Origin of the sequence: Paucihalobacter ruber, from assembly GCF_006494535.1 — a bacterium.
Taxonomy (GTDB): Bacteria; Bacteroidota; Bacteroidia; order Flavobacteriales; family Flavobacteriaceae; genus Paucihalobacter; species Paucihalobacter ruber.
Map to the genome: position 1 here is coordinate 159,911 of NZ_VHIQ01000003.1, position 24,921 is coordinate 184,831.

At 38.2% G+C, this 24,921-nt stretch carries 27 protein-coding genes and 2 tRNA genes; 20 read left to right on the plus strand and 9 right to left on the minus strand.

Annotation, left to right across the window (positions count from 1 at the left end; all coding sequences use genetic code 11):
* Positions 1-282 precede the first annotated feature (282 nt).
* From FJ651_RS06885 to FJ651_RS06900, 4 genes are all read right to left on the minus strand, one after another.
* Positions 283-672 carry a type II toxin-antitoxin system VapC family toxin gene (locus FJ651_RS06885; RefSeq protein WP_140989745.1) on the minus strand — a complete coding sequence of 130 codons (390 nt, stop codon included), beginning with the start codon at positions 670-672 and terminating at the stop codon, positions 283-285.
* Complete coding sequence (locus tag FJ651_RS06890) at positions 660-866, minus strand: hypothetical protein (protein ID WP_140989746.1); 207 nt, start codon at positions 864-866, stop codon at positions 660-662. The genes FJ651_RS06885 and FJ651_RS06890 overlap by 13 nt, the downstream gene beginning before the upstream one ends.
* 286 nt (positions 867-1,152) lie before the next feature.
* A complete protein-coding gene (locus FJ651_RS06895; protein ID WP_140989747.1) occupies positions 1,153-1,767 on the minus strand; it encodes a nucleotidyl transferase AbiEii/AbiGii toxin family protein in 615 nt (204 codons plus the stop codon).
* Positions 1,722-2,027: a DUF6922 domain-containing protein gene (locus FJ651_RS06900; protein ID WP_140989748.1), complete on the minus strand. Its 306-nt coding sequence runs from the start codon at positions 2,025-2,027 to the stop codon at positions 1,722-1,724. The genes FJ651_RS06895 and FJ651_RS06900 overlap by 46 nt, the downstream gene beginning before the upstream one ends.
* A 1,007-nt stretch (positions 2,028-3,034) precedes the next feature.
* Here FJ651_RS06900 and FJ651_RS06905 point away from each other — a divergent pair.
* From FJ651_RS06905 to argH, 8 genes are all read left to right on the plus strand, one after another.
* Entirely contained in the window at positions 3,035-3,685 is a 651-nt protein-coding gene (locus FJ651_RS06905; RefSeq protein ID WP_140989749.1) for a GNAT family N-acetyltransferase, read from the plus strand.
* Positions 3,686-3,688: 3 nt separating this feature from the next.
* Positions 3,689-4,885, plus strand: coding sequence for an argininosuccinate synthase (locus FJ651_RS06910; protein WP_216746102.1), 1,197 nt, complete (start codon positions 3,689-3,691; stop codon positions 4,883-4,885).
* A 1-nt stretch (position 4,886) separates the two neighbouring features.
* On the plus strand, positions 4,887-5,861 hold the full coding sequence (gene argC / locus FJ651_RS06915; RefSeq protein ID WP_140989751.1) for an N-acetyl-gamma-glutamyl-phosphate reductase: 975 nt from the start codon (positions 4,887-4,889) through the stop codon (positions 5,859-5,861).
* Between the two features lie 228 nt (positions 5,862-6,089).
* Positions 6,090-7,232, plus strand: a complete 1,143-nt coding sequence (locus FJ651_RS06920) for an aspartate aminotransferase family protein (RefSeq protein ID WP_140989752.1) — start codon at positions 6,090-6,092, stop codon at positions 7,230-7,232.
* Positions 7,229-8,182 carry an N-acetylornithine carbamoyltransferase gene (locus FJ651_RS06925; protein ID WP_140989753.1) on the plus strand — a complete coding sequence of 318 codons (954 nt, stop codon included), beginning with the start codon at positions 7,229-7,231 and terminating at the stop codon, positions 8,180-8,182. The genes FJ651_RS06920 and FJ651_RS06925 overlap by 4 nt, the downstream gene beginning before the upstream one ends.
* Positions 8,172-8,969 (plus strand): acetylglutamate kinase, encoded by a 798-nt coding sequence (argB, locus tag FJ651_RS06930; RefSeq protein WP_140989754.1) that lies wholly within the window; start codon positions 8,172-8,174, stop codon positions 8,967-8,969. Before FJ651_RS06925 ends, argB begins: the two co-directional genes overlap by 11 nt.
* Positions 8,938-10,011, plus strand: a complete 1,074-nt coding sequence (locus FJ651_RS06935; protein WP_140989755.1) for a M20 family metallo-hydrolase — start codon at positions 8,938-8,940, stop codon at positions 10,009-10,011. Before argB ends, FJ651_RS06935 begins: the two co-directional genes overlap by 32 nt.
* A gap of 31 nt (positions 10,012-10,042) precedes the next feature.
* The gene (gene argH / locus FJ651_RS06940) at positions 10,043-11,356 is read left to right on the plus strand and encodes an argininosuccinate lyase (RefSeq protein WP_140989756.1); all 1,314 of its coding nucleotides are present in this window, start codon (positions 10,043-10,045) and stop codon (positions 11,354-11,356) included.
* A 2-nt stretch (positions 11,357-11,358) separates the two neighbouring features.
* Here argH and FJ651_RS06945 read toward each other — a convergent pair whose 3' ends face one another.
* The gene (locus FJ651_RS06945) at positions 11,359-11,850 is read right to left on the minus strand and encodes an Lrp/AsnC family transcriptional regulator (protein ID WP_140989757.1); all 492 of its coding nucleotides are present in this window, start codon (positions 11,848-11,850) and stop codon (positions 11,359-11,361) included.
* A 195-nt stretch (positions 11,851-12,045) separates the two neighbouring features.
* On the opposite strand from FJ651_RS06945, the gene FJ651_RS06950 reads away from it, so the two are divergent.
* From FJ651_RS06950 to FJ651_RS06960, 3 genes are all read left to right on the plus strand, one after another.
* The gene (locus tag FJ651_RS06950; RefSeq protein ID WP_140989758.1) at positions 12,046-12,894 is read left to right on the plus strand and encodes a transketolase; all 849 of its coding nucleotides are present in this window, start codon (positions 12,046-12,048) and stop codon (positions 12,892-12,894) included.
* A gap of 52 nt (positions 12,895-12,946) precedes the next feature.
* Positions 12,947-13,900, plus strand: coding sequence for a transketolase family protein (locus FJ651_RS06955; RefSeq protein WP_140989760.1), 954 nt, complete (start codon positions 12,947-12,949; stop codon positions 13,898-13,900).
* 84 nt (positions 13,901-13,984) lie between these two features.
* A complete protein-coding gene (locus FJ651_RS06960; RefSeq protein ID WP_140989761.1) occupies positions 13,985-14,572 on the plus strand; it encodes an outer membrane beta-barrel protein in 588 nt (195 codons plus the stop codon).
* Positions 14,573-14,612: 40 nt separating this feature from the next.
* Here the strand turns inward: FJ651_RS06960 and FJ651_RS06965 are convergent, their stop codons facing one another.
* Positions 14,613-15,560, minus strand: coding sequence for an FKBP-type peptidyl-prolyl cis-trans isomerase (locus FJ651_RS06965; RefSeq protein ID WP_140989763.1), 948 nt, complete (start codon positions 15,558-15,560; stop codon positions 14,613-14,615).
* 124 nt (positions 15,561-15,684) lie between these two features.
* On the opposite strand from FJ651_RS06965, the gene FJ651_RS06970 reads away from it, so the two are divergent.
* The 3 genes from FJ651_RS06970 to FJ651_RS06980 are packed head-to-tail and all read left to right on the plus strand — an operon-like array spanning position 15,685 to position 17,145.
* Complete coding sequence (locus tag FJ651_RS06970) at positions 15,685-16,065, plus strand: RNA-binding S4 domain-containing protein (RefSeq protein ID WP_140989765.1); 381 nt, start codon at positions 15,685-15,687, stop codon at positions 16,063-16,065.
* On the plus strand, positions 16,043-16,642 hold the full coding sequence (locus FJ651_RS06975) for a TPMT family class I SAM-dependent methyltransferase (RefSeq protein WP_246085328.1): 600 nt from the start codon (positions 16,043-16,045) through the stop codon (positions 16,640-16,642). The genes FJ651_RS06970 and FJ651_RS06975 overlap by 23 nt, the downstream gene beginning before the upstream one ends.
* Entirely contained in the window at positions 16,642-17,145 is a 504-nt protein-coding gene (locus tag FJ651_RS06980) for a phosphoribosyltransferase family protein (protein ID WP_140989766.1), read from the plus strand. The genes FJ651_RS06975 and FJ651_RS06980 overlap by 1 nt, the downstream gene beginning before the upstream one ends.
* On the opposite strand, the gene FJ651_RS06985 is transcribed toward FJ651_RS06980, so the two are convergent.
* The gene (locus FJ651_RS06985; RefSeq protein WP_140989768.1) at positions 17,137-17,655 is read right to left on the minus strand and encodes a shikimate kinase; all 519 of its coding nucleotides are present in this window, start codon (positions 17,653-17,655) and stop codon (positions 17,137-17,139) included. The two genes, FJ651_RS06980 and FJ651_RS06985, sit on opposite strands and share 9 nt — an antisense overlap.
* A gap of 126 nt (positions 17,656-17,781) precedes the next feature.
* Between FJ651_RS06985 and FJ651_RS06990 the strand changes: the two genes are divergently transcribed.
* The 6 genes from FJ651_RS06990 to FJ651_RS07015 all read left to right on the plus strand — a co-directional run bounded on the left by FJ651_RS06990 (position 17,782) and on the right by FJ651_RS07015 (position 21,885).
* A tRNA-Lys gene (locus tag FJ651_RS06990) sits at positions 17,782-17,854 on the plus strand.
* 48 nt (positions 17,855-17,902) lie between these two features.
* Positions 17,903-17,987: transfer RNA gene (locus FJ651_RS06995), tRNA-Leu, on the plus strand.
* Between the two features lie 150 nt (positions 17,988-18,137).
* On the plus strand, positions 18,138-19,034 hold the full coding sequence (locus tag FJ651_RS07000) for a MerR family transcriptional regulator (RefSeq protein WP_140989770.1): 897 nt from the start codon (positions 18,138-18,140) through the stop codon (positions 19,032-19,034).
* A gap of 51 nt (positions 19,035-19,085) precedes the next feature.
* Positions 19,086-20,552 (plus strand): phytoene desaturase family protein, encoded by a 1,467-nt coding sequence (locus FJ651_RS07005; RefSeq protein WP_140989771.1) that lies wholly within the window; start codon positions 19,086-19,088, stop codon positions 20,550-20,552.
* Positions 20,553-20,587: 35 nt separating this feature from the next.
* Positions 20,588-21,427: a phytoene/squalene synthase family protein gene (locus tag FJ651_RS07010; protein WP_140989772.1), complete on the plus strand. Its 840-nt coding sequence runs from the start codon at positions 20,588-20,590 to the stop codon at positions 21,425-21,427.
* Positions 21,428-21,435: 8 nt separating this feature from the next.
* Positions 21,436-21,885: a sterol desaturase family protein gene (locus FJ651_RS07015; protein ID WP_140989774.1), complete on the plus strand. Its 450-nt coding sequence runs from the start codon at positions 21,436-21,438 to the stop codon at positions 21,883-21,885.
* Here the strand turns inward: FJ651_RS07015 and FJ651_RS07020 are convergent, their stop codons facing one another.
* Together FJ651_RS07020 and FJ651_RS07025 are read right to left on the minus strand one after the other, a co-directional pair.
* Complete coding sequence (locus tag FJ651_RS07020; protein ID WP_140989775.1) at positions 21,886-22,470, minus strand: TlpA family protein disulfide reductase; 585 nt, start codon at positions 22,468-22,470, stop codon at positions 21,886-21,888.
* 74 nt (positions 22,471-22,544) lie between these two features.
* A complete protein-coding gene (locus FJ651_RS07025) occupies positions 22,545-24,812 on the minus strand; it encodes an aconitate hydratase (RefSeq protein WP_140989776.1) in 2,268 nt (755 codons plus the stop codon).
* Positions 24,813-24,921 lie beyond the last annotated feature (109 nt).

Sequence of the window (24,921 nt, forward strand, 5' to 3'; positions counted from 1 at the left end):
AGATATTAGAGGTTAGATATTAGAGGTTAGAGGTTTGAACTTCCCTAAATAGGATTGACCGTTTTTAAACATTAATTTCATTATTAAAAATAGTAATAGATAGTTCTCGATACAAATGTTTTCGCCCCTGCTCAAACATTCACTCGAACTGAAGGTAGTTAGCGAATTGATAAAGTTTCGTCACTTCCTGTCTGCCGACAGGCAGGCGAGTGATTTTACGGAGCTCGCGAATTTTATCACTATTAGGTTGAAATCAGAAAGCTCAAGAAGTAACTCAACCAATCAAATTAAATGCGGATTTAACAGCTTTAAATCCGGAATTTTATCAAAGTCTTTAATATTACGTGTTACTAAAGTCAAATTATGGTGTATGGCGGTAGCTGCTATTATAGCATCAGGCACCTTTATCGCATAGGTTTTTCTAATATCAACAGTTTTTTCAGTAATTGATGCATGTATATAATGCACTACTGAATCGTTAATAAAATCTTTTAAAATCGACTCATGTTTTTCGGTTGATTTAAAACTGAGTAATTCAATATGTGTAACAAAGGAAATCTGTGGAACATTATTAACTACCTCGTCTAAAAATAACATACCATTTTCAGGAAGCCTTCCTCCTAAATAATCGATAATGGCGTTGGTATCTAACAAATAATTTACGCGCCCCATGACGCTCTTGATTCTGCTACTTGGCTCTGAAGTTCATCTGTAACATTACCAGGTATGCTTGAAGCATACTTTTTTGACAACTTACGAGAAGGTTGCTTGTCCGTTTTCAAAACCCTAATAAGATTTAGGGCCTCTAAACTTTTTAAAAGTTTATAAACTTTACTACTTTTTATTTCGATGGTTAATATCTCCATGATACAAGTTTATCAAAAACACTAAGCTAAGATAATGAATTTTTATTTATTTAATAATCAACATAAAAAAAGAAGGTCAACTCTAATCAGGAAAGTTCAATGAGATATTAGAAGTTAAATATTAGAAGTTAAAAGTTTTGTACGAGTTATCTTTATATGAATTGTCCCCTTGAGGGGACCTTAGGGGTGTCTTATAGCCATATCTATCTTAGCTTTTTTTGTTCCCTTTAGGGCTAGGGCGATCAAAAAAAGCTATGCAGTAACATATAAAATATTAGAAAAGTGTTCAGAGTTTTTCAACAGCGGCCCTTAAGGTGGTCTTAACTTCTTCCCATGTTATCGGAACGACCATTTCGGGCATGACCTGTAGTTCGGCGTCTTCAAAGTAAACTAAACTTCTTATCGCATTGTAAGGAGAGGCATCGGGAAATTTGTTTGAATAAAACTGCAGCAGTTCTTGTAAAGAAAATTCTTGCAACAGAAAGTAAATATCCACAAAATCCTTTTTAGAACCTCTGTTTGTAATTGCTGCAATTTTCATAGGTGCAATATCTTTTTTTCCTGCCATCTTTACGCCTTCTGATTCAATGAGCGGATCAATCCAATCGTAAGGATAATTAACGATGTCGACTTTAACATTCTCAATAGTGAACATTTTAATCGACTTTCGGTCTAACATTATTTCAACATTAACAATGCCATATTGTTTAATCTCGTGGGTAATTTCCAAACCTGTTTCTTCAATTGTTCCAAAAAAATCTAAGTCAATTGATTTTCTGTGACCTATTTGCAGTGCGAGTGCGGTACCTCCAACCAGCCGCAGATGACTCAGCAAAGGAATGGATTGCAATTTAATCAATAAATCCAATGTGGACTTTTCGACCGTGTTTGTTTGTAACATCTGAATTGATTTTCGGGGGTTCTGGTTACTGTGGCAATAAAGGCCAGCGATTGCGGAAGCAAACTGCGTAAATCTAGTGCGATGTGTTTTATTTTTTCCAACCCATATAACTCATCACGAATAAAAAGCCAGTCTTCCCATCGACCGCGATCTAACACCCTGTTGACAATATAAGAACCGTGTTTTTCAACATCTAATTCGTTCAAATCGGCGTCCCAAAACAGGTTTTTTGAAAAGCGGGATAAAAGCTGCTGTTCCATTTTTACAGGTTGTTGTTTTACAAAAATAAGGAATAAAATGGTACTTGCGAGATTCGAAGTTTAAAGGTTGGTAGCTTGGCAGTTCGGTACACAAGACAGATTCTCCTAACTCGGTGAGATTGCTTCACCCTTCGGGTTCGCAATAACCCCCGTTTGTTGTTTGCTTCGTCACTTCGTTCCTCGCAATGACTCCCTATTGTTGTTTTTGTAGTTATTGCCTGTTTGGCCTTTAGATGGACGATACGTCCAAGCCAAATCTAGCGTAACAAGGACGGTCATTGCGAACCCACAACTTCGTTGGGGGTGAAGCAATCTCATCCACACCATTTCCCAACTCTATTAACCTCTCCGCAACTTGTTGGGGTGAAGCAACCTCATCCACCCCATTTCCCAACTCTACTAACCACTCACCACCTAAACCGTATATCTGTAAGTCCATGAAACAGGTTAACTTCTTAAAGCCATATCTATCTAAGCTTTTCCTGCCAGCCGGTCAGGCGGGTCTCCACCCTTTAGGACCAGCTTGTCCGCCGCCTGCCTGCCTCTGGCATGGGAGCTTTAGCGAAGGCGTAGGCGAGCAAAAAAAGCTGTGACGTAACATATAAAATATTAGAAGTTAAAAGATTTGTACGAGTTATCTTTATATGAATTGTCCCCTTGAGGGGACCTTAGGGGTGTATTTAAGCCATATCTATCTAAGCTTTTTCCACCCTTTAGGGCGTGGGGCAAACAAAAAAAGCCGGCCACGAATTAACTTTTTACAAAAAACACCAATAATAACGCTACTTTCTAAATTTACCTAAGCCCTTGCCCTAACTCTCATAGTTAGATGATTTATCTGTTTTTAGAGTTATCTAAAGATATTTATAATTAATTATATCTATAATAATCATAATATAAGATATTATAACTATTTTAATGATATTTAATAAAATAATAATCTGTATATTGTTATTTTATTGCAATAAGTATCTAATTTTGGCGACTTATTTTATTGTTGACGCTACATGGAAACCTATCAATTTAAACTCGAAGTATCTTCTTCAAAACATCTCAAGTATTGCGATGCCATCATTACCGAAATTGAGGCGTCTGCAAAAGTTAGAGGTACCGGAATTGCCAAACGCTCTGAGGAGTATGTTCAAAAAATTCTGGAAAGCGGTAAAGGCATTGTTGCCATTACCGAACAAGGCGAATGGGCCGGTTTCTGCTATATCGAAAGCTGGGACCACGACCGTTTTGTGGCCAACTCAGGATTGATTGTGGCGCCAAAATTCAGAAATCAGGGATTGGCTCGCCTTATCAAAAAAGCCATTTTTGATTTATCGAGACAAAAATATCCGGTGGCTAAGATTTTCGGACTCACCACCGGACTGGCAGTGATGAAACTTAATTTTCAGTTGGGGTATCAGCCGGTTACCTACTCTGAATTAACCCAGGACGAAAAATTCTGGAATGGCTGCAAAACCTGCATCAATTACGAAATTTTAATGTCGAAAGAACGTAAGAATTGCATTTGTACCGCCATGCTCTACGACCCTAAAAAAGAAATAAAACCCGAATTGCGATTAACCGAAAACCCAAGCAGCAAAAAACTCACCTGGAAGTCTATCTTACCACTGAGATATTTAAGCCTGAGAAAAAAACAAAATACATAAATCATGCAAAAATTAGTATTGGCCTATAGCGGCGGATTGGACACCTCTTACTGCGCCATCTATTTATCAAAAGAATTAGGTTACGAAGTACACGCCATTACCGTTAATACCGGCGGCTTTAATGATGAAGATATTAAAGGCATCGAAAAACGCGCTTTAGAGCTGGGCGTGAGTTCATACACCTGTGTCAACGCCGTTGAGTCGTACTACGACAGCTGTGTTAAATACCTCATTTATGGCAATGTGCTTAAAAATCACACCTACCCGCTTTCGGTAAGTGCCGAGCGCACCATTCAGGCGCAGGAAATTGCCAACTATGCCAACCAAATCAATGCCGATGCCATTGCGCATGGCAGTACAGGTGCCGGCAACGATCAGGTGAGATTTGATGTGATATTTCATATTCTTTGTCCGCAAATAGACATCATCACACCCATCAGAGATTTAAAATTATCACGTGAGGCTGAAATAGCCTATTTAAAGGCTAATGGCGTGGACATGGATTTTGAAAAAGCGGCCTACTCAGTCAATAAAGGACTTTGGGGCACTTCGGTTGGTGGTAAAGAAACCCTGACCTCTCATCAAAATTTACCTGAAGAGGCTTTTACGAATCAGCTTCAAAAATCAATAAACGACCAACAAGACATCGCACTTCACTTTAAAAAAGGTGAGCTCATTGGCGTTAATAACAAAGAATTTTCACACCCAACCCAGGCCATTCAGTATTTGGAAACTTTGGCGGCACCTTTTGCCATAGGCAGAGATATCCATGTGGGCGATACCATTGTGGGTATCAAGGGCCGTGTAGGTTTTGAAGCTGCAGCAGCCTTGATTACCATTAAGGCACACCATTTGCTTGAAAAACACACCTTGTCTAAATTTCAACTGCAAGTAAAAACACAGCTGGCCGAAAATTACGGTACCTGGCTGCACGAAGCCTTGTTTTTAGATCCGGTGATGAGAGACATGGAGGCCTTTTTAAACGCCTCTCAAAACACCGTTAACGGTACTGTTTTTGTAACCCTCAAACCTTACCGCTTTATCTTAAACGGCATTTCATCGCCCAACGATTTAATGGCTTCTAAATACGGTAGCTATGGCGAAATGAACCTGGCATGGAGTGGCGACGACGTTAAAGGTTACTCTAAAATTGTGAGCAATTCCCTGAAAATTTACCATCAAATCAATCAAAGTTATTAAAATGACTCAAAAAGCAACTATCGGAATTATTGGCGCCGCAGGCTATACGGGCAGCGAGTTATTGCGATTATTGGTGCATCATTCCAATGTCAATATCGCCTTTGCTACCAGCCGAACCCACGCCGGTACGGCTATAAGCGATGTTTTTCCTGATTTAAAGGGGGATATTAATATTAAATTCACTGAAGATTTTCAAACCGGTGCCGACCTTATTTTCCTGTGTTTACCGCACAAGCAAAGTAACATTTGGCTCGAAACGCATTCCATTCCAACCAATACCAAAGTTATAGACCTGGGTAACGATTTCCGCATTAAAAACAACAGCGCCCTGGGCCAATTTACCTATGGACTGCCCGAAGTGCATCAAGAACACATCAGCGGGTCGCAACTGGTGGCCAATCCCGGATGTTTCGCCACCGCCATTCAGCTGGCCCTTTTACCACTGGCACAGGCGCAGTTGCTAAACACGGTCAATACCACAGGTATCACGGGTTCAACAGGTGCCGGCGTCTCGTTGCAGCCAACCACCCATTTCACCTGGCGTAACAATAATATTTCGGCTTACAAAACCTTGCAGCATCAGCACGTTGAAGAAATTTTACACACTTTGCAACCGCTCAACAAACAACGCATTGATCTGCATTTTGTGCCTTGGCGCGGCGATTTCACACGTGGTATTTTTACAAGCAGCACTGTGAGTATCCATTTTGATATTAACCAAATACAAGAGTTGTACAATGACTTTTACAGCAACAACCCATTTGTACATGTATCAACTCAAAATATCGATTTAAAGCAAGTGGTTAACACCAACAAGTGTTTGATCCATCTGGAAAAAGTAGATCACCAATTGGTAATACACAGCGCCATCGACAACCTCATCAAAGGCGCATCGGGCCAGGCCGTCCACAATATGAATTTAATGTTTAACTGGCCTGTTCACACAGGTTTAAAACTAAAAGCATCGGTTTATTAATGCAACAATTGGTTAACAATATCAGGGCGTTTATACGGGCTATCCGTTCTAGCTTTTTTGCTTCAAGCTACTTTTTATGGCTGTTAAAGGCGCTTCCTGCGGTCGCACTTTACAAGCCTAAAAAGTTAAGCTTTCAGCTGCAAAAGGCTGCCACTGCTATCACTAACGCGGCCTTGAAAAGCCTTCAAATTTTGGTGCTCAATTATTTAATGTTAAAACAAATTACTCATGGAGTTATTTAAAGTATATCCCTTATTCCCCTTAAACTTTGTAAAAGCCAAAGGCGCGCATCTATGGACAGATACCGGCGAACAATATCTGGATTTGTACGGCGGACATGCTGTTATATCCATTGGTCACAGTCATCCCACCTATGTTAAAAAGGTATCTCAGCAATTGGCAGACATTGGCTTTTACTCCAATTCGGTTCAAATACCAATTCAAGAACAACTCGCCAAAAAATTAGGCGAACTTTCAGGCTATGAAGACTTCACTCTTTTTATGTGTAATTCGGGTGCCGAAGCCAATGAAAATGCCATAAAATTAGCCTCTTTTCACACGGGTAAAAAGAAAATCATCTGTTTTACCAAAGCGTTTCACGGACGTACCGCCGCGGCAGTAGCTGCAACAGACAACAAAAAAATTATCGCACCCGTTAACGAAACCGACAATTTTTTGTTTCTGCCGTTTAACAACCATCAGTCTTTAGAAGAAGCCTTTAAAAATCATGACATAGCTGCGGTGATCATAGAAGGCATTCAAGGGGTTGGCGGTGTACAAATACCCGAACCTTCATTTTTACAAAACATTCAAAGCCTTTGCAACGAAAATGACGCCATTTTCATTTGCGATGAAATTCAGTCCGGATTTGGAAGAACCGGTCAATTTTTCGCTCATCAACATGCCGGTGTAAAGCCCGATATCATTACGGTAGCCAAAGGTATGGGTAACGGTTTTCCGGTTGGTGGTGTGCTGATTTCCCCTAAGATAGAAGCACAATTTGGCATGCTAGGCACCACCTTTGGCGGTAATCATCTGGCTTGCGCCGCTGCCTTATCGGTTTTAGAGGTGATTGAAACAGAGCAACTCATGCAAAATGCCACTTTAATGGGAGATTACCTGGTGAATGCCTTAAAAGATTTACCCGGTATTAAAGAAATTCGCTATCAAGGTTTGATGATTGGTATTGAACTTAATGAGCCTTGTGCCGAATTCAGAAAAGCATTACTCAACAATTATCACATACTTACGGGTAACGCTTCGTGTGCAAATACCCTGCGTATTTTACCAACACTTAACATCAGCACCAAAGAACTGGATGAATTTATAATGGCTTTCAAAGAGCTAGCTAAATTAACTGTATTATCATGAAACGATTTTTTTCGGTAAACGACGTACCAAATCTCGATAACCTCATCAAACAGGCGCGTCAATTAAAACAGCAGCCGCTGGCGCAACAACATTTGGGAAAAGGAAAAACCATAGGACTGGTGTTTCTAAATTCAAGTTTAAGAACACGCATCAGCACGGTTAAAGCAGCTCAGAATTTAGGTCTGGAAAGCATTGTTTTAAACGTAACTCAAGACAGCTGGAACTGGGAATTTAATGATGGCACCATTATGAATGGCAACACTGTTGAACATATAAAAGATGCCGCAAGAGTTCTCAGTACCTATTGCGATATCATTGGCATTAGATGTTTTGCCGGTTTACAGGACAAGGCAGAAGACACCTCAGAAAAAGTTTATATGCTTTTTGAAACCTACGCTACGGTGCCGGTAATTTCGTTAGAGTCGGCCACCCTGCACCCGTTGCAAAGTCTGGCAGACTGTATTAGCATTGCCGAGCATAGCGCTAAAAATAGTTTCCCTAAAGTTGTTCTTAGCTGGGCACCGCACATCAAAGCCTTGCCTCAGGCTGTGGCCAATTCATTCGCACAATGGATGCATAAAATGCCATGCGAATTGGTTGTTACGCATCCCGAAGGTTATGAGTTAGACCCCAAATTTACCGGAAATGCCGCCATTGAATACAACCAACAAAAGGCTTTGGAAAACGCCGACTTTGTGTATGTAAAAAACTGGTCGTCGTTTAATAATTACGGAAAAATTTTACCCGTTGAAGAAGACTGGATGCTCACCAACAACAAACTGCGCATTAGCAATAATGCCAAAATCATGCATTGTTTGCCGGTTAGACGTAATTTAGAAGTGAGCGACGAAGTTTTAGACAGCGCCAATTCGTTAATTTACGAACAAGCCAACAACCGAACCTACGCCGCACAGGTAGTACTTCAAAATATATTAACACATGCAACTTAATATTATTAAAATAGGCGGAAATATTATAGACAGTGAAACAGATTTGGCATTGTTTTTAGAGGATCTATCCCGGTTAAAAACGCCTTTTATCCTTGTTCACGGCGGCGGAAAACTGGCGACACAAATGGCTTCACAATTAAATATTCCGCAGCAAATGGTGCATGGCCGACGCATTACCAACGCCGAAACCTTAAAAGTAGCCACCATGGTGTATGCAGGTTATATCAATAAAACCATTGTTGCAGGTTTACAAAAATCGGGGGTTAATGCCATAGGCCTGTCAGGCGCAGATGCCAACATCATTAAAGCCTCAAAAAGATCGGCAACACCGGTTGATTACGGGTTTGTTGGAGATGTTGATTACGCTCATATTCAGAATAAAACCTTACAAGTATTTCTTGAACAAGATTTAACACCGGTGGTATGTGCCATTACCCACGATGGCAACGGACAATTGCTAAACACCAATGCCGATACCATTGCCGCTCAAATTGCCTGCAGCATGAGCAACCATTTTAAAGTAAAACTCATATACTGCTTCGAAAAAAATGGGGTACTTTTAAACGCAGATCAGGATGACTCGGTGATACCCGAAATTGATGAAAGTATGTTTCAAACCTATGTGAATAGCGGTATTATAAAAGACGGCATGATTCCGAAAATGGATAATTGTTTTTTTGCCCTCAATAATGGCGTTCAAGAAGTGAGAATACTGCATGCTTCTCAATTAAAAAATCACATCAACCATAACAGCAATGACGGAACAAGAATTACATCAACTCTATAACAGCGCTTTAAGTTTGTTAAAACAGCTTATTAGTATACCGTCTTTCAGCAAAGAGGAAGCGCAAACTGCCGACTGTATTGAGAAATTTTTAAATAACCATGGTATAAAAACCCATCGTTCAGATAATAATATTTGGGCATTTAATAAGCATTTCAATAGCGACAAACCTACCATATTACTCAACTCACATCACGATACTGTAAATCCCAATTCTAATTATACTTTAAATCCGTTTGAACCCATTGAAAAAGATGGCAAATTATACGGCCTTGGCAGTAACGATGCCGGCGGATGTTTGGTATCGCTAATTCACACGTTTTTATATTTTTACGATCAGCCCAATCTTAATTACAACCTTATTATCAGCGCCACCGCCGAGGAAGAAATATCGGGCCTCAATGGTATTGAATCTATTTACAACAAACTAGGTCCTATAGATTTTGCCATTGTTGGTGAACCAACCGAAATGCAATTAGCAATCGCCGAAAAAGGTCTCTTAGTGCTAGATTGTGAAGCCAAAGGAACCTCATCTCATGCGGCGCACCCTAATAATGACAATGCCATTATTAATGCCATGACCGATATTGAATGGATTTCAAAATATAAATTTGAAAAAGTCTCCCCGTTGCTGGGCGAAGTTAAAATGACTGTCACCATCATCAATGCCGGGACGCAACACAATGTAGTGCCCAATAGTTGTAAATTTACGGTAGATGTGCGCACTACCGAACTGTATTCAAACCTGGAGGTTCTCAATATTATAAAATCTCACGTAAACAGTGAGGTCACACCGCGCTCATTACGACTCAACTCATCGCACATGCCATTGGATCATGCATTTGTTAAAGCCGGTTTAGCTATTGGCCGCAGCTATTACGGCTCACCTACTTCGTCTGATCAGGCCGTTATACCGTGTATCTCTTTAAAAATGGGCCCGGGATTATCCACCAGATCACACAGCAGCGATGAGTATATATTTTTAAATGAAATAAAAGAAGGTATTAAAATTTACCACGACACGCTTGTTCAATTATTAAAATAACACGCGTAAAAAACAAATAAAACCTAAAACTATGTCTCAAAAAATATGGCAAAAAAAAGCTGAAAGCAATTTGGAACACTCCCAAAAAGTTGAGGCTTTTACCGTTGGAAACGACATTGATTTTGATTTAAAACTCGCCAAATACGATGTCTTGGGCTCCCTGGCACACTGCGAAATGTTGTGCAGTATCAACTTGCTTACCGCAGAAGAATGGCAACAAATTCAAAAAGAATTAAATATAATTCTCGAAGACATTGAATCCGGTACTTTTATCATTGAAAGCGGTATTGAAGATGTGCACTCGCAAGTTGAGCATTTACTCACCAAACGCATTGGCGATGTCGGAAAAAAAATACACAGTGGCCGCTCAAGAAACGATCAGGTGTTAACAGACCTCAAGTTGTTTTTTAAAGCTGAAATTTTAGATATCAAAAATCTCACCCGGAAGTTATTTGAGCAATTGATTGATTTAAGCAATCAACATAAAGACGTGTTGCTTCCGGGCTATACCCACTTACAAGTAGCCATGCCATCGTCTTTCGGGTTGTGGTTTGGGGCTTATGCCGAGAGCTTAACCGACGATATGGAAGTATTGCTGGCGGCCTTCAACGTGGTAAATAAAAATCCGTTAGGTTCCGGTGCCGGTTATGGCTCGTCTTTTCCGTTAAACAGACAACTTACCACCGAACTTTTGGGATTTAAAACCATGAATACCAACGTGGTTTACGCACAAATGACCCGTGGAAAATCTGAAAAAGTGTTGGCCATGGCTTTGGCAACCATTGCAGCCACTTTGGCTAAATTTGCTTACGACAGCTGTTTGTATATGAGTCAGAATTTCGGGTTCATTGCATTTCCCGATTCGTTAACTACCGGCAGTAGCATTATGCCGCATAAAAAAAACCCGGATGTGTTTGAAATAATGCGTGCCAAATGCAACAGGATTCAGGCTTTGCCCAATGAAATTACGATTTTAATCAACAATTTACCTTCGGGTTATCACCGCGACGTACAATTAACCAAAGAATGTTTGTTTCCGGCGATTGACAGCTTAAAAGAATGTTTAGAAATGCTGCATTTTATGCTTCAACATGTAGAGATAAAAACAGATACCGTTAACCAAAATATCTACAAATATATGTTTAGCGTAGAGCAAGTCAATGAGGAAGTATTAAATGGTGTGGCATTTAGAGATGCCTATAAAAAAGTTGGTTTAGAGATTGAAAACGGTCATTTTGAACCCAACTTTAATGTAAAGCATTCGCACGAAGGCAGTATTGGCAACCTTTGCAATCACCACATTGAGGCGCAAATGAACAGTGTGCTCATCAAATTTGAAGAATAAAATCAGCCGTTCTTTTTTGAAGTTGGTAACTGCTTGATGTAGGCCGTACTTTTTTTCACTTCATTTAAAACAATAAAGCTGTGGTATTGCCCAATGTTTGGAATATCTGAAATGACATTCACGATAAAATCGTTGTAAGAATCAATATCATCAGCATAGATTTTAAGCATAAAATCGTAAGTACCCGATGTGCTCACCACTTCTAAAATTTGATGGTGTTTAACAATGGCTGCTTCAAAATTCTCCAAGGTTTTTTTTGACTGTTCCTTCATGGTGATATTGCAATAGGCAATTAAACCAATACCTAATTTCTGCCTGTCAACAAGCGCCACATACCTTTGAATGATTTGTTGCTTTTCGAGATTCTTTATGCGCTCATAAGTTGGCGTAAATGAAAGTCCGATTAAGTTACCCACCTCTTTCACCGAGATGGTGGAATCTTTCTGTAAAATGTTGAGAATTTTAAAATCTTTATCGTCTAATTGACTTTTCATAGATAATTATATCTGATATACAAATTTAACTATTTTACATCATTCCAATAAATTAATTCAATTGAAATAACAAGCATAAAACAGCATTTTGAAGGTTTAGATTTGACTGAAAAAAATTATCAAAAACTATTAACAAATCAACAATCGATGCTTTTAAAACCTTTACTTTTGAGGCATCAAAATTTTAACAACACAATGAATTCTAACATCCCTTATTTAAAAGATTTAACTACTCAGGTCCGAAGAGATATTTTGAGAATGGTGCACAAAGTAAACTCGGGGCATCCCGGTGGATCACTTGGTTGTACCGAGTTTTTCGTGGTTTTGTATAATGTCATCATGAAACACAACCCAAAATTTAACATGAATGGCGAAGGAGAAGATTTATTTTTTCTCTCTAACGGTCATATCTCACCTGTTTTTTATAGTGTGCTGGCAAGAGCCGGATACTTTAATATTGATGAACTCAACACCTTTAGACTCATTAATTCTCGGCTGCAAGGTCACCCAACAACCCATGAAGGTTTGCCGGGTATTAGAATAGCCTCAGGATCTTTGGGTCAGGGTATGTCGGTTGCCATTGGCGCTGCACAAACTAAAACATTAAATAACGATTCTCATTTAATATACAGTTTACACGGTGATGGTGAATTGCAGGAAGGCCAAAATTGGGAAGCCATTATGTATGCCGCCGCCAATAAAATTGATAATTTAATTTCAACTGTTGATTTAAATGGTCAACAAATAGATGGTTCTACAGACGATGTGTTGTACATGGGAGATCTCAAGGCCAAATTCGAAGCATTTGGATGGACGGTGATTGAAATTGATGAAGGTAACTCAATTGAAGCCATTATTGAAGGTATGCAAACTGCCAAATCAAAAACGGGCCAAGGCAAACCGGTATGTGTATTGCTTAAAACCGTTATGGGTAATGGTGTAGATTTTATGATGCACACGCATGCCTGGCATGGTAAGGCACCAAACGACGAGCAATTGGCCGTTGGGTTAGCGCAAAATGCCGAAACTATTGGAGATTACTAGAAAATTAATATAGAAGTTGAATCAAAAGATACCCGCTTTCGCGGACATGTATATGAAAACATTTACAAACACAGGAAATAAAGATACACGCTCCGGATTTGGAGCCGGATTAACCGAACTAGGTAAAACCAACCCTAATGTGGTGGCACTTTGTGCCGATTTAACCGGTTCATTAAAAATGGAAGTCTTTCAAGAGAACCATCCTGAACGTTTTTTTCAGGTTGGAATCGCTGAAGCTAACATGATTGGGATTGCCGCAGGTATGACCATTGGCGGTAAAATCCCGTTTACAGGAACCTTTGCTAATTTTTCCACCGGTCGTGTTTACGATCAAATAAGACAGAGTGTTGCCTACTCACATAAGAATGTAAAAATATGCGCCTCTCACGCCGGCGTTACGCTGGGCGAAGATGGTGCTACCCATCAAATCCTCGAAGATATTGGTTTAATGAAAATGCTTCCCGGAATGGTGGTTATCAATCCATGCGATTACAACCAAACCAAGGCAGCAACCATTGCTATTGCGGAACATTACGGTCCGGTTTATTTGAGATTTGGTAGACCCAGTGTCCCTAATTTCACACCGGCAGATCAAACTTTTGAAATTGGTAAAGCACTGCATTTAATAGATGGTAGCGATGTCACCATTTTAGCTACTGGGCATTTGGTTTGGGAAGCGCTAGAAGCTGCCAAAACTTTAAATGAATTGGGCATTTCGGCCGAGGTTATTAATATTCACACCATAAAACCTTTAGATGATGAAGCCATTTTAAAATCGGTTAAAAAAACAGGTTGCGTGGTTACTTGCGAGGAACACAACTATTTAGGTGGTTTGGGTGAAAGTGTTGCCAGAGTGCTTAGTTTAAACCATCCGGCGCCCCAAGAATTTGTAGCTACCAACGATACTTTTGGAGAGTCCGGCACACCGGCACAGTTAATGGACAAATACCAACTCAACAGCGCAGCCATTATTGAAAAAGCGCAAAAAGTAATCAGCAGAAAATAAGTGAATTAATTAAGCGTTATAAGATATATATATTTATTTGGTAGGGTTATTGCTACTTTAATTGTTAAATAAATAAACGATATCATGAAAAAACTTTTTTTAACAACTTGTTTTATTACACTATTTGGCCTTGTTGGTATGTCTCAAAATGGTAGTGGCTTTGGAATTAAGGGCGGCTTAAATTACAACGGTAACGGCGATTACTTTAATTCTATTTCAACCAATTTTGAAAATCCTGATAATACCTTCGGTTATCATTTAGGGATTTTCGGAAAAATTGGTAATAAGGTCTACCTGAGACCCGAATTGGTTTATACAAAAACCAAAAGTGATTACAACAGTGGTACATTTGATATGTCTAAACTGGATGCTCCAATTCTGGTGGGGTTAAAAATAATTGGTCCTTTGCACGTGTTTGCCGGTCCGTCTTTTCAATACATACTTGATACCGAATTTGAAGGTGTTACAATTGACAACATTGAAAACGATTTTTCAATAGGTTTAAACTTTGGTATTGGTGTTAATTTTAACTCCTTTGGAATTGACCTAAGATATGAACGCGGATTTAGCGAAAATGAAGGTACATTTTTAGATAATAATTTAGGAGTAGGTGGCAGACTAGATACCAGACCGGAGCAATTAATTCTGAGTCTTTCTATAAAACTGTTTTAAAAAAAATGTCGCTCGAATGAGCGACATTTTTTTTGATTATTTATGAATCCTCCGGCCAGGTCGGATCCAGATAGTCCGGTGTTCCGTTGTCATTAGAATCAGGGAACTCGATGGTGCCGTCTTCGCGAATAATAATTTCTTGTCTGGTTGGTACACCATCTCCATCGTCGTCTGAGTCTAAATAATTTGGAATACGATCACCGTCTGTATCATCATTAAATAAATTAAAATCCCCGTTTAAGTCTTCCATATAAGACGGCACACCGTCATTATCATGGTCGAGAACTTCAGTTTGAAATAATTCAAATTTAAAAATGAGATTAGAATAAAAAGGAACGCCCACCGGTGGTGTAGCAAAATAAGCCAATCCCGAAGGAATAAACATCACACCTACGCCATAATTAAAATATTGAACCGTACCATCAGTATTGATACTAAAAGTTTCTGCGGCGTTGAATTCCGGTAATACTCTGTTCCATCCCGGTATGACGTTGGTTAAATCAAAGACTATTGGACTTGGAGTACTATCAAAAATAAAATCGTTTTGCAAATTTCCTGAATATCTAACTCTAACCGCATCAGAAAAATTAGGACGACCCTCTCCACTACCCTGATTTAAATTTAAAATATAATAAGTGTATTCAACGTCTTGAAAAGTGGTGGTTTTAGTCACCAAATTAGCATCACCCCAAAGGATTCGGTTTTCATTCGGATCCGGAAGCGGCAAATAGTTACCATTGTCATCTTTTGGTAGTTCGGTAATTGTAATATCTGCAACTGTAATGTTATTAAGTGCCTGCAGCTCAGAAAAGTTGTAGTAGTGCGTTTGGAGATATCCTACAAGCGAATCGTTATCAACAATTTGTTGTTCAGTTCTGTCTCTTTCAGGTACCGGTTGAAAGTCGGGATCATCGGGTGAGCACGAAATACCAACAACTATAAAAACAGCAATTAATAGTCCTCCAAATTTTTTCGTTTTGTTCATCATTATTCTTATGTTGCCATTACGGCGTTTTAATCTAAATGTATTATTGCTTAAATTTGAGCGTGCAAGATACAATTTTATAACATTTTTGCACTGAATACTTAACGTAGTTTTTGGTAAAAATAATATGCGAATAGACAAATACTTATGGTGTGTACGGTACTATAAAACTAGAAACATGGCTACCGAAGCCGTTAAAAAAGGCCATATTAAGATAAACGGACAGGTTGTGAAGCCGAGTCGTGAGGTCTATCCATTAGACGAAATTGAATTGCGAAAAAATCAAATCAACTACAAACTAAAGGTGAACGACATCCCTGAAAACAGATTGGGAGCCAAATTGGTTGACATCTACAGAACCGATCTTACTCCTAAAGAAGCCTATGAGGCATTAGAGTTGTTAAAATATTCAAAAGAGTATTACAGGAAAAAAGGAACAGGTAGGCCAACCAAAAAAGACCGAAGAGATATAGACGATTTTACAGATGAACCAGATGTTGACTTTTAACGCCGATTACTGGAACCAACGCTACAAAACCGATGAAACCGGATGGGATCTTGGACATGTTTCACAACCAATTAAAGCCTATATCGACCAACTCGACAATAAAGATTTAAATATTTTAATCCCCGGTGCCGGTAATAGCTATGAAGCTGAGTACTTATGGCATTCTGGTTTTGAAAATATATATATTATTGATATAGCGCCTGTGCCCTTAATTAATTTCAAAAACAGATTACCGGAATTTCCTGATAATCAAATTATTTTAGGCAACTTTTTTGAGCTAAACATAACATTTGATCTTATTATAGAACAAACATTTTTTTGTGCATTAGCGCCGTCAATCCGTAAAACTTATGCTACAAAATCTGCTGAATTGCTTCATAACGGCGGGAAAATTGCCGGACTTTTGTTTGATTTTCCGCTTACCGAAAAAGGACCACCATTTGGTGGCAGTTTGAGCGAATATCAAAATTTATTTAACATCGGCTTCAATTTGAAAACTATGGAACGCTGCTACAATTCTGAACCATCGCGTGAAAACAAAGAACTCTTTATTATCTTTGAAAAAAGAAAAGTCTAATGATTTCTAATAAGCAGGTTATATTAAACGAGCGCGAAATTGAACATAAATTAAGACGTATCGCCTATCAAATTTATGAAAGTAACGCCAACGAAAGTCATATAGTTTTAGCGGGAATTGCCGATAACGGTTATTTGCTTGCAGAAAAAATTAAAAATTTACTAACCGAAATATCGGATTTAAACATAGAATTATGCAAGGTTTCTGTCGATAAAAAACATCCGCACTTACCTGTTGTTACCGATGTATCTCCTGAGCATTATCAAAACAAATCTTTGGTTTTAATTGACGACGTACTAAATTCGGGCAGTACGCTTATCTACGGCGTTAAACATTTTTTAAATGTGCCTTTAAAACAATTTAAAACAGCAGTACTTGTTAACAGAAATCACAAGAAGTTTCCGGTAAAAGCAGATTTTAAAGGCATATCGCTGTCTACATCCATCAACGAACATGTAGAAGTTGTGCTTGATAAACAACCATTTGAAGCCTTCCTAACTTAAAATCTCTATTATGTTGTCTGCAACTTGTTGTGGAGTAAGGTTGTCTATATTAATAGTAGCTTGCGCCTGGTTGTAGTAATAATTTCGCTCAAAAAGATGCTTCCGTATAAAATCATTTAATGCTTCTTTACTATCGAGGTGACTTATAAGCGGTCTTTTTGATTTTTCGGGATATAAGCGGTCTGTTAGTGTATTTACAGAAGCCTTTAAATAGATAACCTTAGCATTATTCGCACCGGTGAGTCTTGTTATGTTATCTCCATAACACGGCGTGCCACCACCCAAAGCCACCACATAATGATCTAATTCTAAAAGCTTTTCTAAGTGTAAATATTCTTGCTTTCTAAAAAATATTTCTCCCTTTTGTTTAAAGGTTTCGGTGATGGACATTCCGATTGAATCTTCCAAATAGTTGTCAAAATCCATAAACCTATATTGAATTTTATTCGCAAGTATTTCTCCAACAGTAGACTTTCCGCAACCCATATATCCTATCAAAAAAACAATCATTAACCAACAATTTAATTATTCAAATGAACAAAAAATAGCTTCAATAAAAAAACAAAAAATTAACATTTAAAAACATTTGGAAAGTAAATTAAAGATTCTATATTTGCACCCTCGAAAGAAAAACCTGACCTGGTAGCTCAGTTGGTAGAGCATCTCCCTTTTAAGGAGAGGGTCCTGGGTTCGAGTCCCAGCCAGGTCACATTAAGTTAAGCTTATGCTTAGCTTTTTTTTTATCTTTACCTAAAAAGCGCACGTGGCGGAATTGGTAGACGCGTTAGGTTGAGGGCCTAATGACCGCTTAGGTCGTGGAAGTTCGAGTCTTCTCGTGCGCACTAAACAAATTTTTGAGTCACTTTTTTTATTTTTTCTGTGCCTCATTTATCCTCAAACGAAATTTCTACAACCATTTTTTTTAAAAAATGTTAAACAGTCGCATTGATTGAAAAATTAATGTAATTTTGTTTAACTTTTCAGCATTTAAAATGAACAACATTAAAAGTAAATTTAGTATAAAAGATTTAGAAAATCTAACAGGGATAAAAGCGCATACCATAAGGATATGGGAAAAGCGTTACAATTTACTTTCTCCTAAGCGAACCGATACCAATATAAGATACTACGACCTTTCAGATTTTCAGAAACTATTGAACGTTAGCTACCTTAATAACAATGGTTATAAAATATCTAAAATAGCCACCCTGGAAGAAGGAAAAATTCCGGAAACAGTAAGAAAAATAGCGACAGAAACAAACCTAAACAGCCATGCCATCAATTCTTTTAAGCTGGCCATGTTAAACTTTGATCAGGTTTTATTTTATAGAACATACGAGCGTTTAGAAAGCGAAATGGGTTTTCGAGATATCTTTTACACTATTTTTATTCCGCTTTTAACAGAATTGGGCTTATTGTGGCAAACCGACACCATAACGCCCGCACATGAACACTTTTTAACTTCTCTGATTAGACAAAAAATTCTGATCAACACCGAGAATATTCAGGCGACGTCAGAAACAAGTGATAAAACATTTATACTCTATTTACCCGATAACGAAGTTCATGAATTAGGGTTGATGTACATTAACTACGAGATTGTAGCCAATGGTCATCATTCAATTTTTCTCGGTCAAAGTGTACCAATTGACAGCCTTATAGAAATTACCAATTATTACGATGATGTGACTTTTGTTTCTTATTTCACCGTAAAACCTGAAAAAGAAGAGATTCAACAATATATACAAGATATTGCAAGCAAATTATTGGTAAATTCTCATGTTAAATTTTGGGTTTTAGGACGAATGCTCAACGCCATCGATTTGAATAAGCTGCCAAAAAACATGAAAGCCTTCAAATCTATAGACCACCTAGTTAAAGATTTGTAAAAGTTTGAATTTCTTACATCCCTGTTTAACTTTTTGCTACATTTGTTAGACATGAAAACAACAATAGCAATTATAGGTTCCGGCTTCTCTTCGCTTTCAGCAGCATGCTATTTGGCGAAGCAAGGCTTTGGTGTTGAAATATTTGAAAAAAATAGTACAACCGGAGGCAGAGCGCGTCAACTAATTAAACAAGGATTTACTTTCGACATAGGACCAAGCTGGTATTGGATGCCGGATATATTTGAGAAATTTTTTAATGATTTCGGAAAGACAGTATCCAACTATTACGAACTGGACAAACTAAGTCCGGCTTATAAAATATTTTTTCACGATGAACAAATCACCATTGGTGATACCATGGATAAAATATGTGACGAGTTTGAACGCATTGAAACCGGTAGCTCAAAACCGCTTCGAAAATTTATAAAGCGGGCACAAGAACATTACGATATTGCTATCAATAAAGTGGTTTTAAGGCCGGGATTATCACCTTTTGAGTTAGTAACGCCTGAGACTGTAACCCGGGTAGATCAGTTTTTTAAAACTATTAGCAGCGAGGTTAGAAAGAACTTTAAAAATCCTAAACTAATTTCGACTTTAGAATTTCCTGTATTATTTTTAGGTGCAAAACCCAATAAAACACCGTCGTTCTACAGTTTTATGAACTTTGCCGATTTTGGTCTCGGAACCTGGCATCCAAAAGGTGGCATGTACGAAATTATCAAGGCCATGACTGCTTTGGCAACTGAATTAGGCGTTAAGATTAACATTAACAGCAACGTTGAAAAAATTATTGTTAAAGACAAAAAAGCGGCTGGTATTGTAGTTAACAAAGAGGAAAAGTATTTTGATGTTGTATTGAGCGGCGCAGACTATCATCATACTGAAACATTATTGGATGAAACACATAGACAGTATTCAGAAAAATACTGGAGCAAAAAAACTTTCGCGCCTTCATCCCTGTTGTTTTACATTGGATTTGATAAAAAGCTAAACAATATTGAACACCATAATTTATTTTTTGATACCGACTTTGAACAGCATGCCATAGATATTTACGATACACCTAAATGGCCTGATAATCCGTTGTTTTACGCTAACTTTCCTTCTGTTACCGACAAAAGTATGGCACCGGAAGATTGTGAAACAGGTTTCTTTTTAATTCCTATTGCGCCCGGATTGGAAGACACCGAAGCGTTAAGAAATCAATACTTCGACATCATAATTAACAGATTTGAAACCTTAACCAAGCAAAAAGTAAAAAATAATATTATATTTAGAGACGCATTTTGTGTGAACGATTTTATTGAGCAGTACAATTCTTACAAAGGAAATGCCTACGGAATGGCCAATACGCTATTACAAACAGCATTTCTAAGACCCAAATTAATCAGTAAAAAAGTAGAACATCTCTTTTTTACCGGTCAGTTAACCGTTCCCGGTCCGGGAGTACCACCTTCATTGATTTCAGGGAAACTGGTTTCAGAGTTGATCACAAAACAGTTTAAAAATAATTAAGCAGCGTCTGTATTAATTAAAAAAGGCATTTACAAATGAAAACATTATTCGATTCGGTTTCAAGACAGTGCAGTAAGTTGGTTACCCAATCTTACAGCACTTCATTTTCTATGGCAACAAAAATGCTTTCAGAGTCAATTCGCCAGGATATTTACAACATTTACGGTTTTGTAAGATTTGCCGATGAAATTGTTGATACGTTTCACGATTACAATAAAAAAGACTTATTCGACAGATTTTCTGAAGACCTTGAACACGCGCTGATTAATAAAATAAGTTTAAACCCTATATTAAACTCATTTCAAGAAACCTATCATAAATACGACATAGATAAACATTTGGTGGATGCATTTATGAAGAGCATGCATTTAGACCTTCATAAACAAACTTACTTAACCGAAGAAGAATACAAAGCCTACATTTATGGCTCGGCGGATGTTGTAGGGCTAATGTGCTTGAAAGTGTTTGTGAAGGGCGATCAACAGAAGTATGACGAATTGAAAGATTCGGCCATGAGTTTGGGTTCGGCCTTTCAAAAAGTTAATTTCTTAAGGGATTTAAAAGCAGACTTTGAAGACTTAAGTCGTACCTACTTCCCAAACACCGACTTAAATCATTTAGATGAAACATCAAAACAAATCATCATTCAAGATATAGAAGCCGATTTTCAAAAAGGTCTAGAGGGTATTAAAAAATTACCATTAGAAGCCAGATTTGGTGTTTTTATGGCTTACAGATATTACAATAAATTACTTGAAAAGCTTAAAGACACACCCGCTATTAAAATTAAATCGGCCAGAATTAGAGTTCCAAATTATAAAAAAGTGGAACTTTTAACGAGAAGTTATGTGAAATATCAATTAAATTTGATTTAAAATTAATTATGCAAACTTTACTCTGGATACTGATATTTCTAGGCACATTTTTAATAATGGAATTTAATGCATGGTTCACACATAAATATATCATGCATGGATTTTTATGGTCTTTACACAGAGACCATCACCTCAAAGACCACGACAGCTGGTTTGAGCGCAATGATTTGTTCTTTATTTTCTACGCTGTGGTGAGCATGGGTTGCTGGTATTTTTGGGGCGAACACAATTTATGGTATTTCCTGCCCATAGGTATTGGAATAATGGCCTATGGCCTTGCCTATTTTATTGTTCATGATATTTTTATTCACCAACGATTTAAGTGGCTGAGAAACATTGACAATGCTTATGCCCGAGGTGTAAGACGTGCTCATAAAATTCATCACAAACACTTAGGTAAACAGGAAAGCGAGAATTTTGGGATGTTATTCGTTCCTATGAAATATTTCAAGAAATAACTACTCTCTTAAGAGTTGGTCTAACTTTTCTTTAAAACCATCACTAAACCAGTTAGCAGCGCCGGTTTTATCTACTAAAATTTTACCGCTTTTATTAATAACAAAAGTTCGGGGTATCGAATTGATATTAAATTCTGAAGGCGGTTTCGTGGCGGCTTTGTAAACCGGAAATTGATAATTGTGCTTTTCTTTAAATTTTTGAAGTTTATCTAGGTCTTCATTCGAAACAAATAAAAACACCACATCGTCTTGGTAAGCTTGATAAAGTTTGTCTAAACTTGGCATTTCTGCGATACACGGCGGACACCAGGTAGCCCAAAAATTTATGACAATTACTTTTTCTTTGGCATCGTTAAATTTGAATAACTCGCCTGATTCGCTTTGCAAAGTCCAGTTATAATCAGAAATGGTTTCAGCCTTTTCAACCGATTTAAAACCCGGTCCAAAGAGCCCTAAAACTTTGTGAAGACCCACTTGAATTGGTTGACGCGTTTGCGGAATGATTAGCAATACCAAAATCACTAATAATACTATATTAAAGCCTCTACCCGATGATTTTTTACCCCTGCTTTTCTCGTCTGTCATTATATTTTAAAATTGACTCAAAAATAAAAAAAAAGCCCCCGATTTTCGGAGGCTTTATTAATGATATTTATTTATTAAGCATTTTGCTTTTTAATTAAATTTAAGGCCGATCCTTCGTTATACCATGCTATTTGAGCATTGTTATAAGTGTGATTAACTGTAATAGCATCTTTACTGCCGTCTTTATGAACTAGCTCAATGGTTAAAGGTTTATCCGGCGCAAAAGCATCTAAATCTAAAAAGTTGAAGATATCGTCTTCCTGAATTAAATCGTAGTCATTTTCATTGGCAAAGGTTAATGCCAACATCCCTTGCTTTTTCAGGTTAGTTTCGTGAATTCTGGCAAACGACTTTACCAACACAGCAGCCACACCTAAATGTCTTGGCTGCATGGCGGCGTGCTCACGAGAAGAGCCTTCACCATAATTATGATCACCAACTACTATTGAAAAAATACCGGCTTTTTTGTATTCACGCTGTACATCGGGTACACCACCGTATTCACCGGTTAGTTGATTTTTAACAAAATTGGTTTGTTTGTTAAAAGCGTTAACCGCGCCAATTAAGGTATTATTAGCGATGTTATCTAAATGACCTCTATATCTCAACCATGGGCCGGCCATAGAAATATGGTCTGTGGTACATTTTCCAAAAGCTTTAATTAAGAGTTTAACACCTTGTAATTTATTTCCTATTGGTTTAAATGGCGCTAAGAGTTGAAGTCTTTCAGACTCGGTACTTACCTTAACGTTGATATGGCTTCCGTCTTCGGCGGGCGCAATATAACCGGCATCTTCAACGGCAAATCCTAAAGGCGGTAATTCGTAGCCTCTGGGCTCGTCTAATCTTACTTCTTCACCATCTTCATTGATTAAAGTATCGGTTATTGGATTAAAGTCTAATCTACCCGAAATAGCGATGGCAGTTACCAGTTCAGGAGAGCCAACAAATGCCAATGTATTAGGATTACCGTCTGCACGTTTTGCAAAGTTTCGGTTAAACGAATGTACGATGGTATTTCTAGGTCCGTCGGCTGCTTTATCACCATATCTGTCCCACATTCCAATGCACGGTCCGCACGCATTTGCAAAAACTTTGGCACCAATTTTATCAAAAATATCTATAAATCCGTCACGCTCAATGGTAAATCTTACCTGTTCAGAACCCGGTGTTATGGTAAACTCTGATTTGGTTTTTAAATTTTTATCCGATACCTGTTTAGCCAGCGATGCTGCTCTTGAAATATCTTCGTAAGACGAGTTGGTACAAGAACCTATCAAACCTACCTGAACATTCAAAGGCCAGTCGTTTTCCTTTGCAGCCTCAGCCATTTTAGAAATTGGTGTTGCCAAATCGGGCGTGAATGGTCCGTTAAGGTGCGGTTCTAGTTCAGATAAATTAATTTCAATCACCTGATCGAAATAAGCTTCAGGATTGGCGTAAACCTCGGGGTCTGCGGTAAGATAAGATTTTATCTTGTTAGCCTCATCGGCAACGTCTGCTCTATCGGTTGAACGCAGGTATCTATCCATTGATTCGTCATAACCAAAAGTTGAGGTTGTAGCGCCTACTTCGGCACCCATATTACAAATAGTACCTTTACCGGTGCATGACATAGATGTTGCGCCTTCGCCAAAATATTCGATAACAGCACCGGTTCCACCCTTCACGGTTAGAATACCTGCCACTTTTAAAATTACATCTTTAGGCGCTGTCCAACCGGAAAGTTTACCGGTTAATTTCACACCAATTAATTTAGGGAATTTAAGTTCCCATGCCATACCGGCCATTACATCCACAGCATCGGCACCACCAACACCTATGGCAATCATTCCAAGACCACCGGCGTTAACGGTATGCGAATCTGTACCAATCATCATTCCTCCGGGGAATGCGTAATTTTCAAGAACCACCTGGTGAATAATTCCGGCACCGGGCTTCCAAAAACCTATACCGTATTTATTGGAAACCGATTCTAAAAAATCAAAAACCTCATTACTAGTTTCTTTGGCTCTTTTTAAATCTGCTTCTGCGCCTACTTTTGCTTGAATTAAATGGTCGCAGTGAACGGTTGTTGGTACAGCCACTTTTGGTTTACCGGCGTGCATGAATTGCAATAGGGCCATTTGCGCCGTAGCATCCTGACATGCCACTCTATCTGGCGCAAAATCTACATAATCTTTACCTCGTTGTAACACCTTGGTTGGTGTTCCTTCCCATAAATGCGCGTATAAAATTTTCTCAGAAAGTGTTAAAGGTCTGCCAACTAAGTCTCTCGCCGTGTCAACACGATGTGCCATGTTAGCATAGGCCTTTTTGATCATATCAATATCGAATGCCATAGTAGTAACTGTTTTAAATTGATTTGTTATTTTTTAAGTAGTGCAAAGTTAAGAAAACTCACTCACTTTTAAAAGTATGTAACAAAATGCTTAAATAAATGATAAAAAT

Excerpts from the sequence above, each read along its gene's own strand:
- FJ651_RS06885 (WP_140989745.1), bottom strand. The coding sequence starts at position 672 with ATGGGGCGCGTAAATTATTTGTTAGATACCAACGCCATTATCGATTAT.
- FJ651_RS06890 (WP_140989746.1), bottom strand. The coding sequence starts at position 866 with ATGGAGATATTAACCATCGAAATAAAAAGTAGTAAAGTTTATAAACTT.
- FJ651_RS06895 (WP_140989747.1), bottom strand. The coding sequence starts at position 1,767 with ATGTTACAAACAAACACGGTCGAAAAGTCCACATTGGATTTATTGATT.
- FJ651_RS06900 (WP_140989748.1), bottom strand. The coding sequence starts at position 2,027 with ATGGAACAGCAGCTTTTATCCCGCTTTTCAAAAAACCTGTTTTGGGAC.
- FJ651_RS06905 (WP_140989749.1), top strand. The coding sequence starts at position 3,035 with ATGGAAACCTATCAATTTAAACTCGAAGTATCTTCTTCAAAACATCTC.
- FJ651_RS06910 (WP_216746102.1), top strand. The coding sequence starts at position 3,689 with ATGCAAAAATTAGTATTGGCCTATAGCGGCGGATTGGACACCTCTTAC.
- argC (WP_140989751.1), top strand. The coding sequence starts at position 4,887 with ATGACTCAAAAAGCAACTATCGGAATTATTGGCGCCGCAGGCTATACG.
- FJ651_RS06920 (WP_140989752.1), top strand. The coding sequence starts at position 6,090 with ATGGAGTTATTTAAAGTATATCCCTTATTCCCCTTAAACTTTGTAAAA.
- FJ651_RS06925 (WP_140989753.1), top strand. The coding sequence starts at position 7,229 with ATGAAACGATTTTTTTCGGTAAACGACGTACCAAATCTCGATAACCTC.
- argB (WP_140989754.1), top strand. The coding sequence starts at position 8,172 with ATGCAACTTAATATTATTAAAATAGGCGGAAATATTATAGACAGTGAA.
- FJ651_RS06935 (WP_140989755.1), top strand. The coding sequence starts at position 8,938 with ATGACGGAACAAGAATTACATCAACTCTATAACAGCGCTTTAAGTTTG.
- argH (WP_140989756.1), top strand. The coding sequence starts at position 10,043 with ATGTCTCAAAAAATATGGCAAAAAAAAGCTGAAAGCAATTTGGAACAC.
- FJ651_RS06945 (WP_140989757.1), bottom strand. The coding sequence starts at position 11,850 with ATGAAAAGTCAATTAGACGATAAAGATTTTAAAATTCTCAACATTTTA.
- FJ651_RS06950 (WP_140989758.1), top strand. The coding sequence starts at position 12,046 with ATGAATTCTAACATCCCTTATTTAAAAGATTTAACTACTCAGGTCCGA.
- FJ651_RS06955 (WP_140989760.1), top strand. The coding sequence starts at position 12,947 with ATGAAAACATTTACAAACACAGGAAATAAAGATACACGCTCCGGATTT.
- FJ651_RS06960 (WP_140989761.1), top strand. The coding sequence starts at position 13,985 with ATGAAAAAACTTTTTTTAACAACTTGTTTTATTACACTATTTGGCCTT.
- FJ651_RS06965 (WP_140989763.1), bottom strand. The coding sequence starts at position 15,560 with ATGATGAACAAAACGAAAAAATTTGGAGGACTATTAATTGCTGTTTTT.
- FJ651_RS06970 (WP_140989765.1), top strand. The coding sequence starts at position 15,685 with ATGCGAATAGACAAATACTTATGGTGTGTACGGTACTATAAAACTAGA.
- FJ651_RS06975 (WP_246085328.1), top strand. The coding sequence starts at position 16,043 with ATGAACCAGATGTTGACTTTTAACGCCGATTACTGGAACCAACGCTAC.
- FJ651_RS06980 (WP_140989766.1), top strand. The coding sequence starts at position 16,642 with ATGATTTCTAATAAGCAGGTTATATTAAACGAGCGCGAAATTGAACAT.
- FJ651_RS06985 (WP_140989768.1), bottom strand. The coding sequence starts at position 17,655 with ATGATTGTTTTTTTGATAGGATATATGGGTTGCGGAAAGTCTACTGTT.
- FJ651_RS07000 (WP_140989770.1), top strand. The coding sequence starts at position 18,138 with ATGAACAACATTAAAAGTAAATTTAGTATAAAAGATTTAGAAAATCTA.
- FJ651_RS07005 (WP_140989771.1), top strand. The coding sequence starts at position 19,086 with ATGAAAACAACAATAGCAATTATAGGTTCCGGCTTCTCTTCGCTTTCA.
- FJ651_RS07010 (WP_140989772.1), top strand. The coding sequence starts at position 20,588 with ATGAAAACATTATTCGATTCGGTTTCAAGACAGTGCAGTAAGTTGGTT.
- FJ651_RS07015 (WP_140989774.1), top strand. The coding sequence starts at position 21,436 with ATGCAAACTTTACTCTGGATACTGATATTTCTAGGCACATTTTTAATA.
- FJ651_RS07020 (WP_140989775.1), bottom strand. The coding sequence starts at position 22,470 with ATGACAGACGAGAAAAGCAGGGGTAAAAAATCATCGGGTAGAGGCTTT.
- FJ651_RS07025 (WP_140989776.1), bottom strand. The coding sequence starts at position 24,812 with ATGGCATTCGATATTGATATGATCAAAAAGGCCTATGCTAACATGGCA.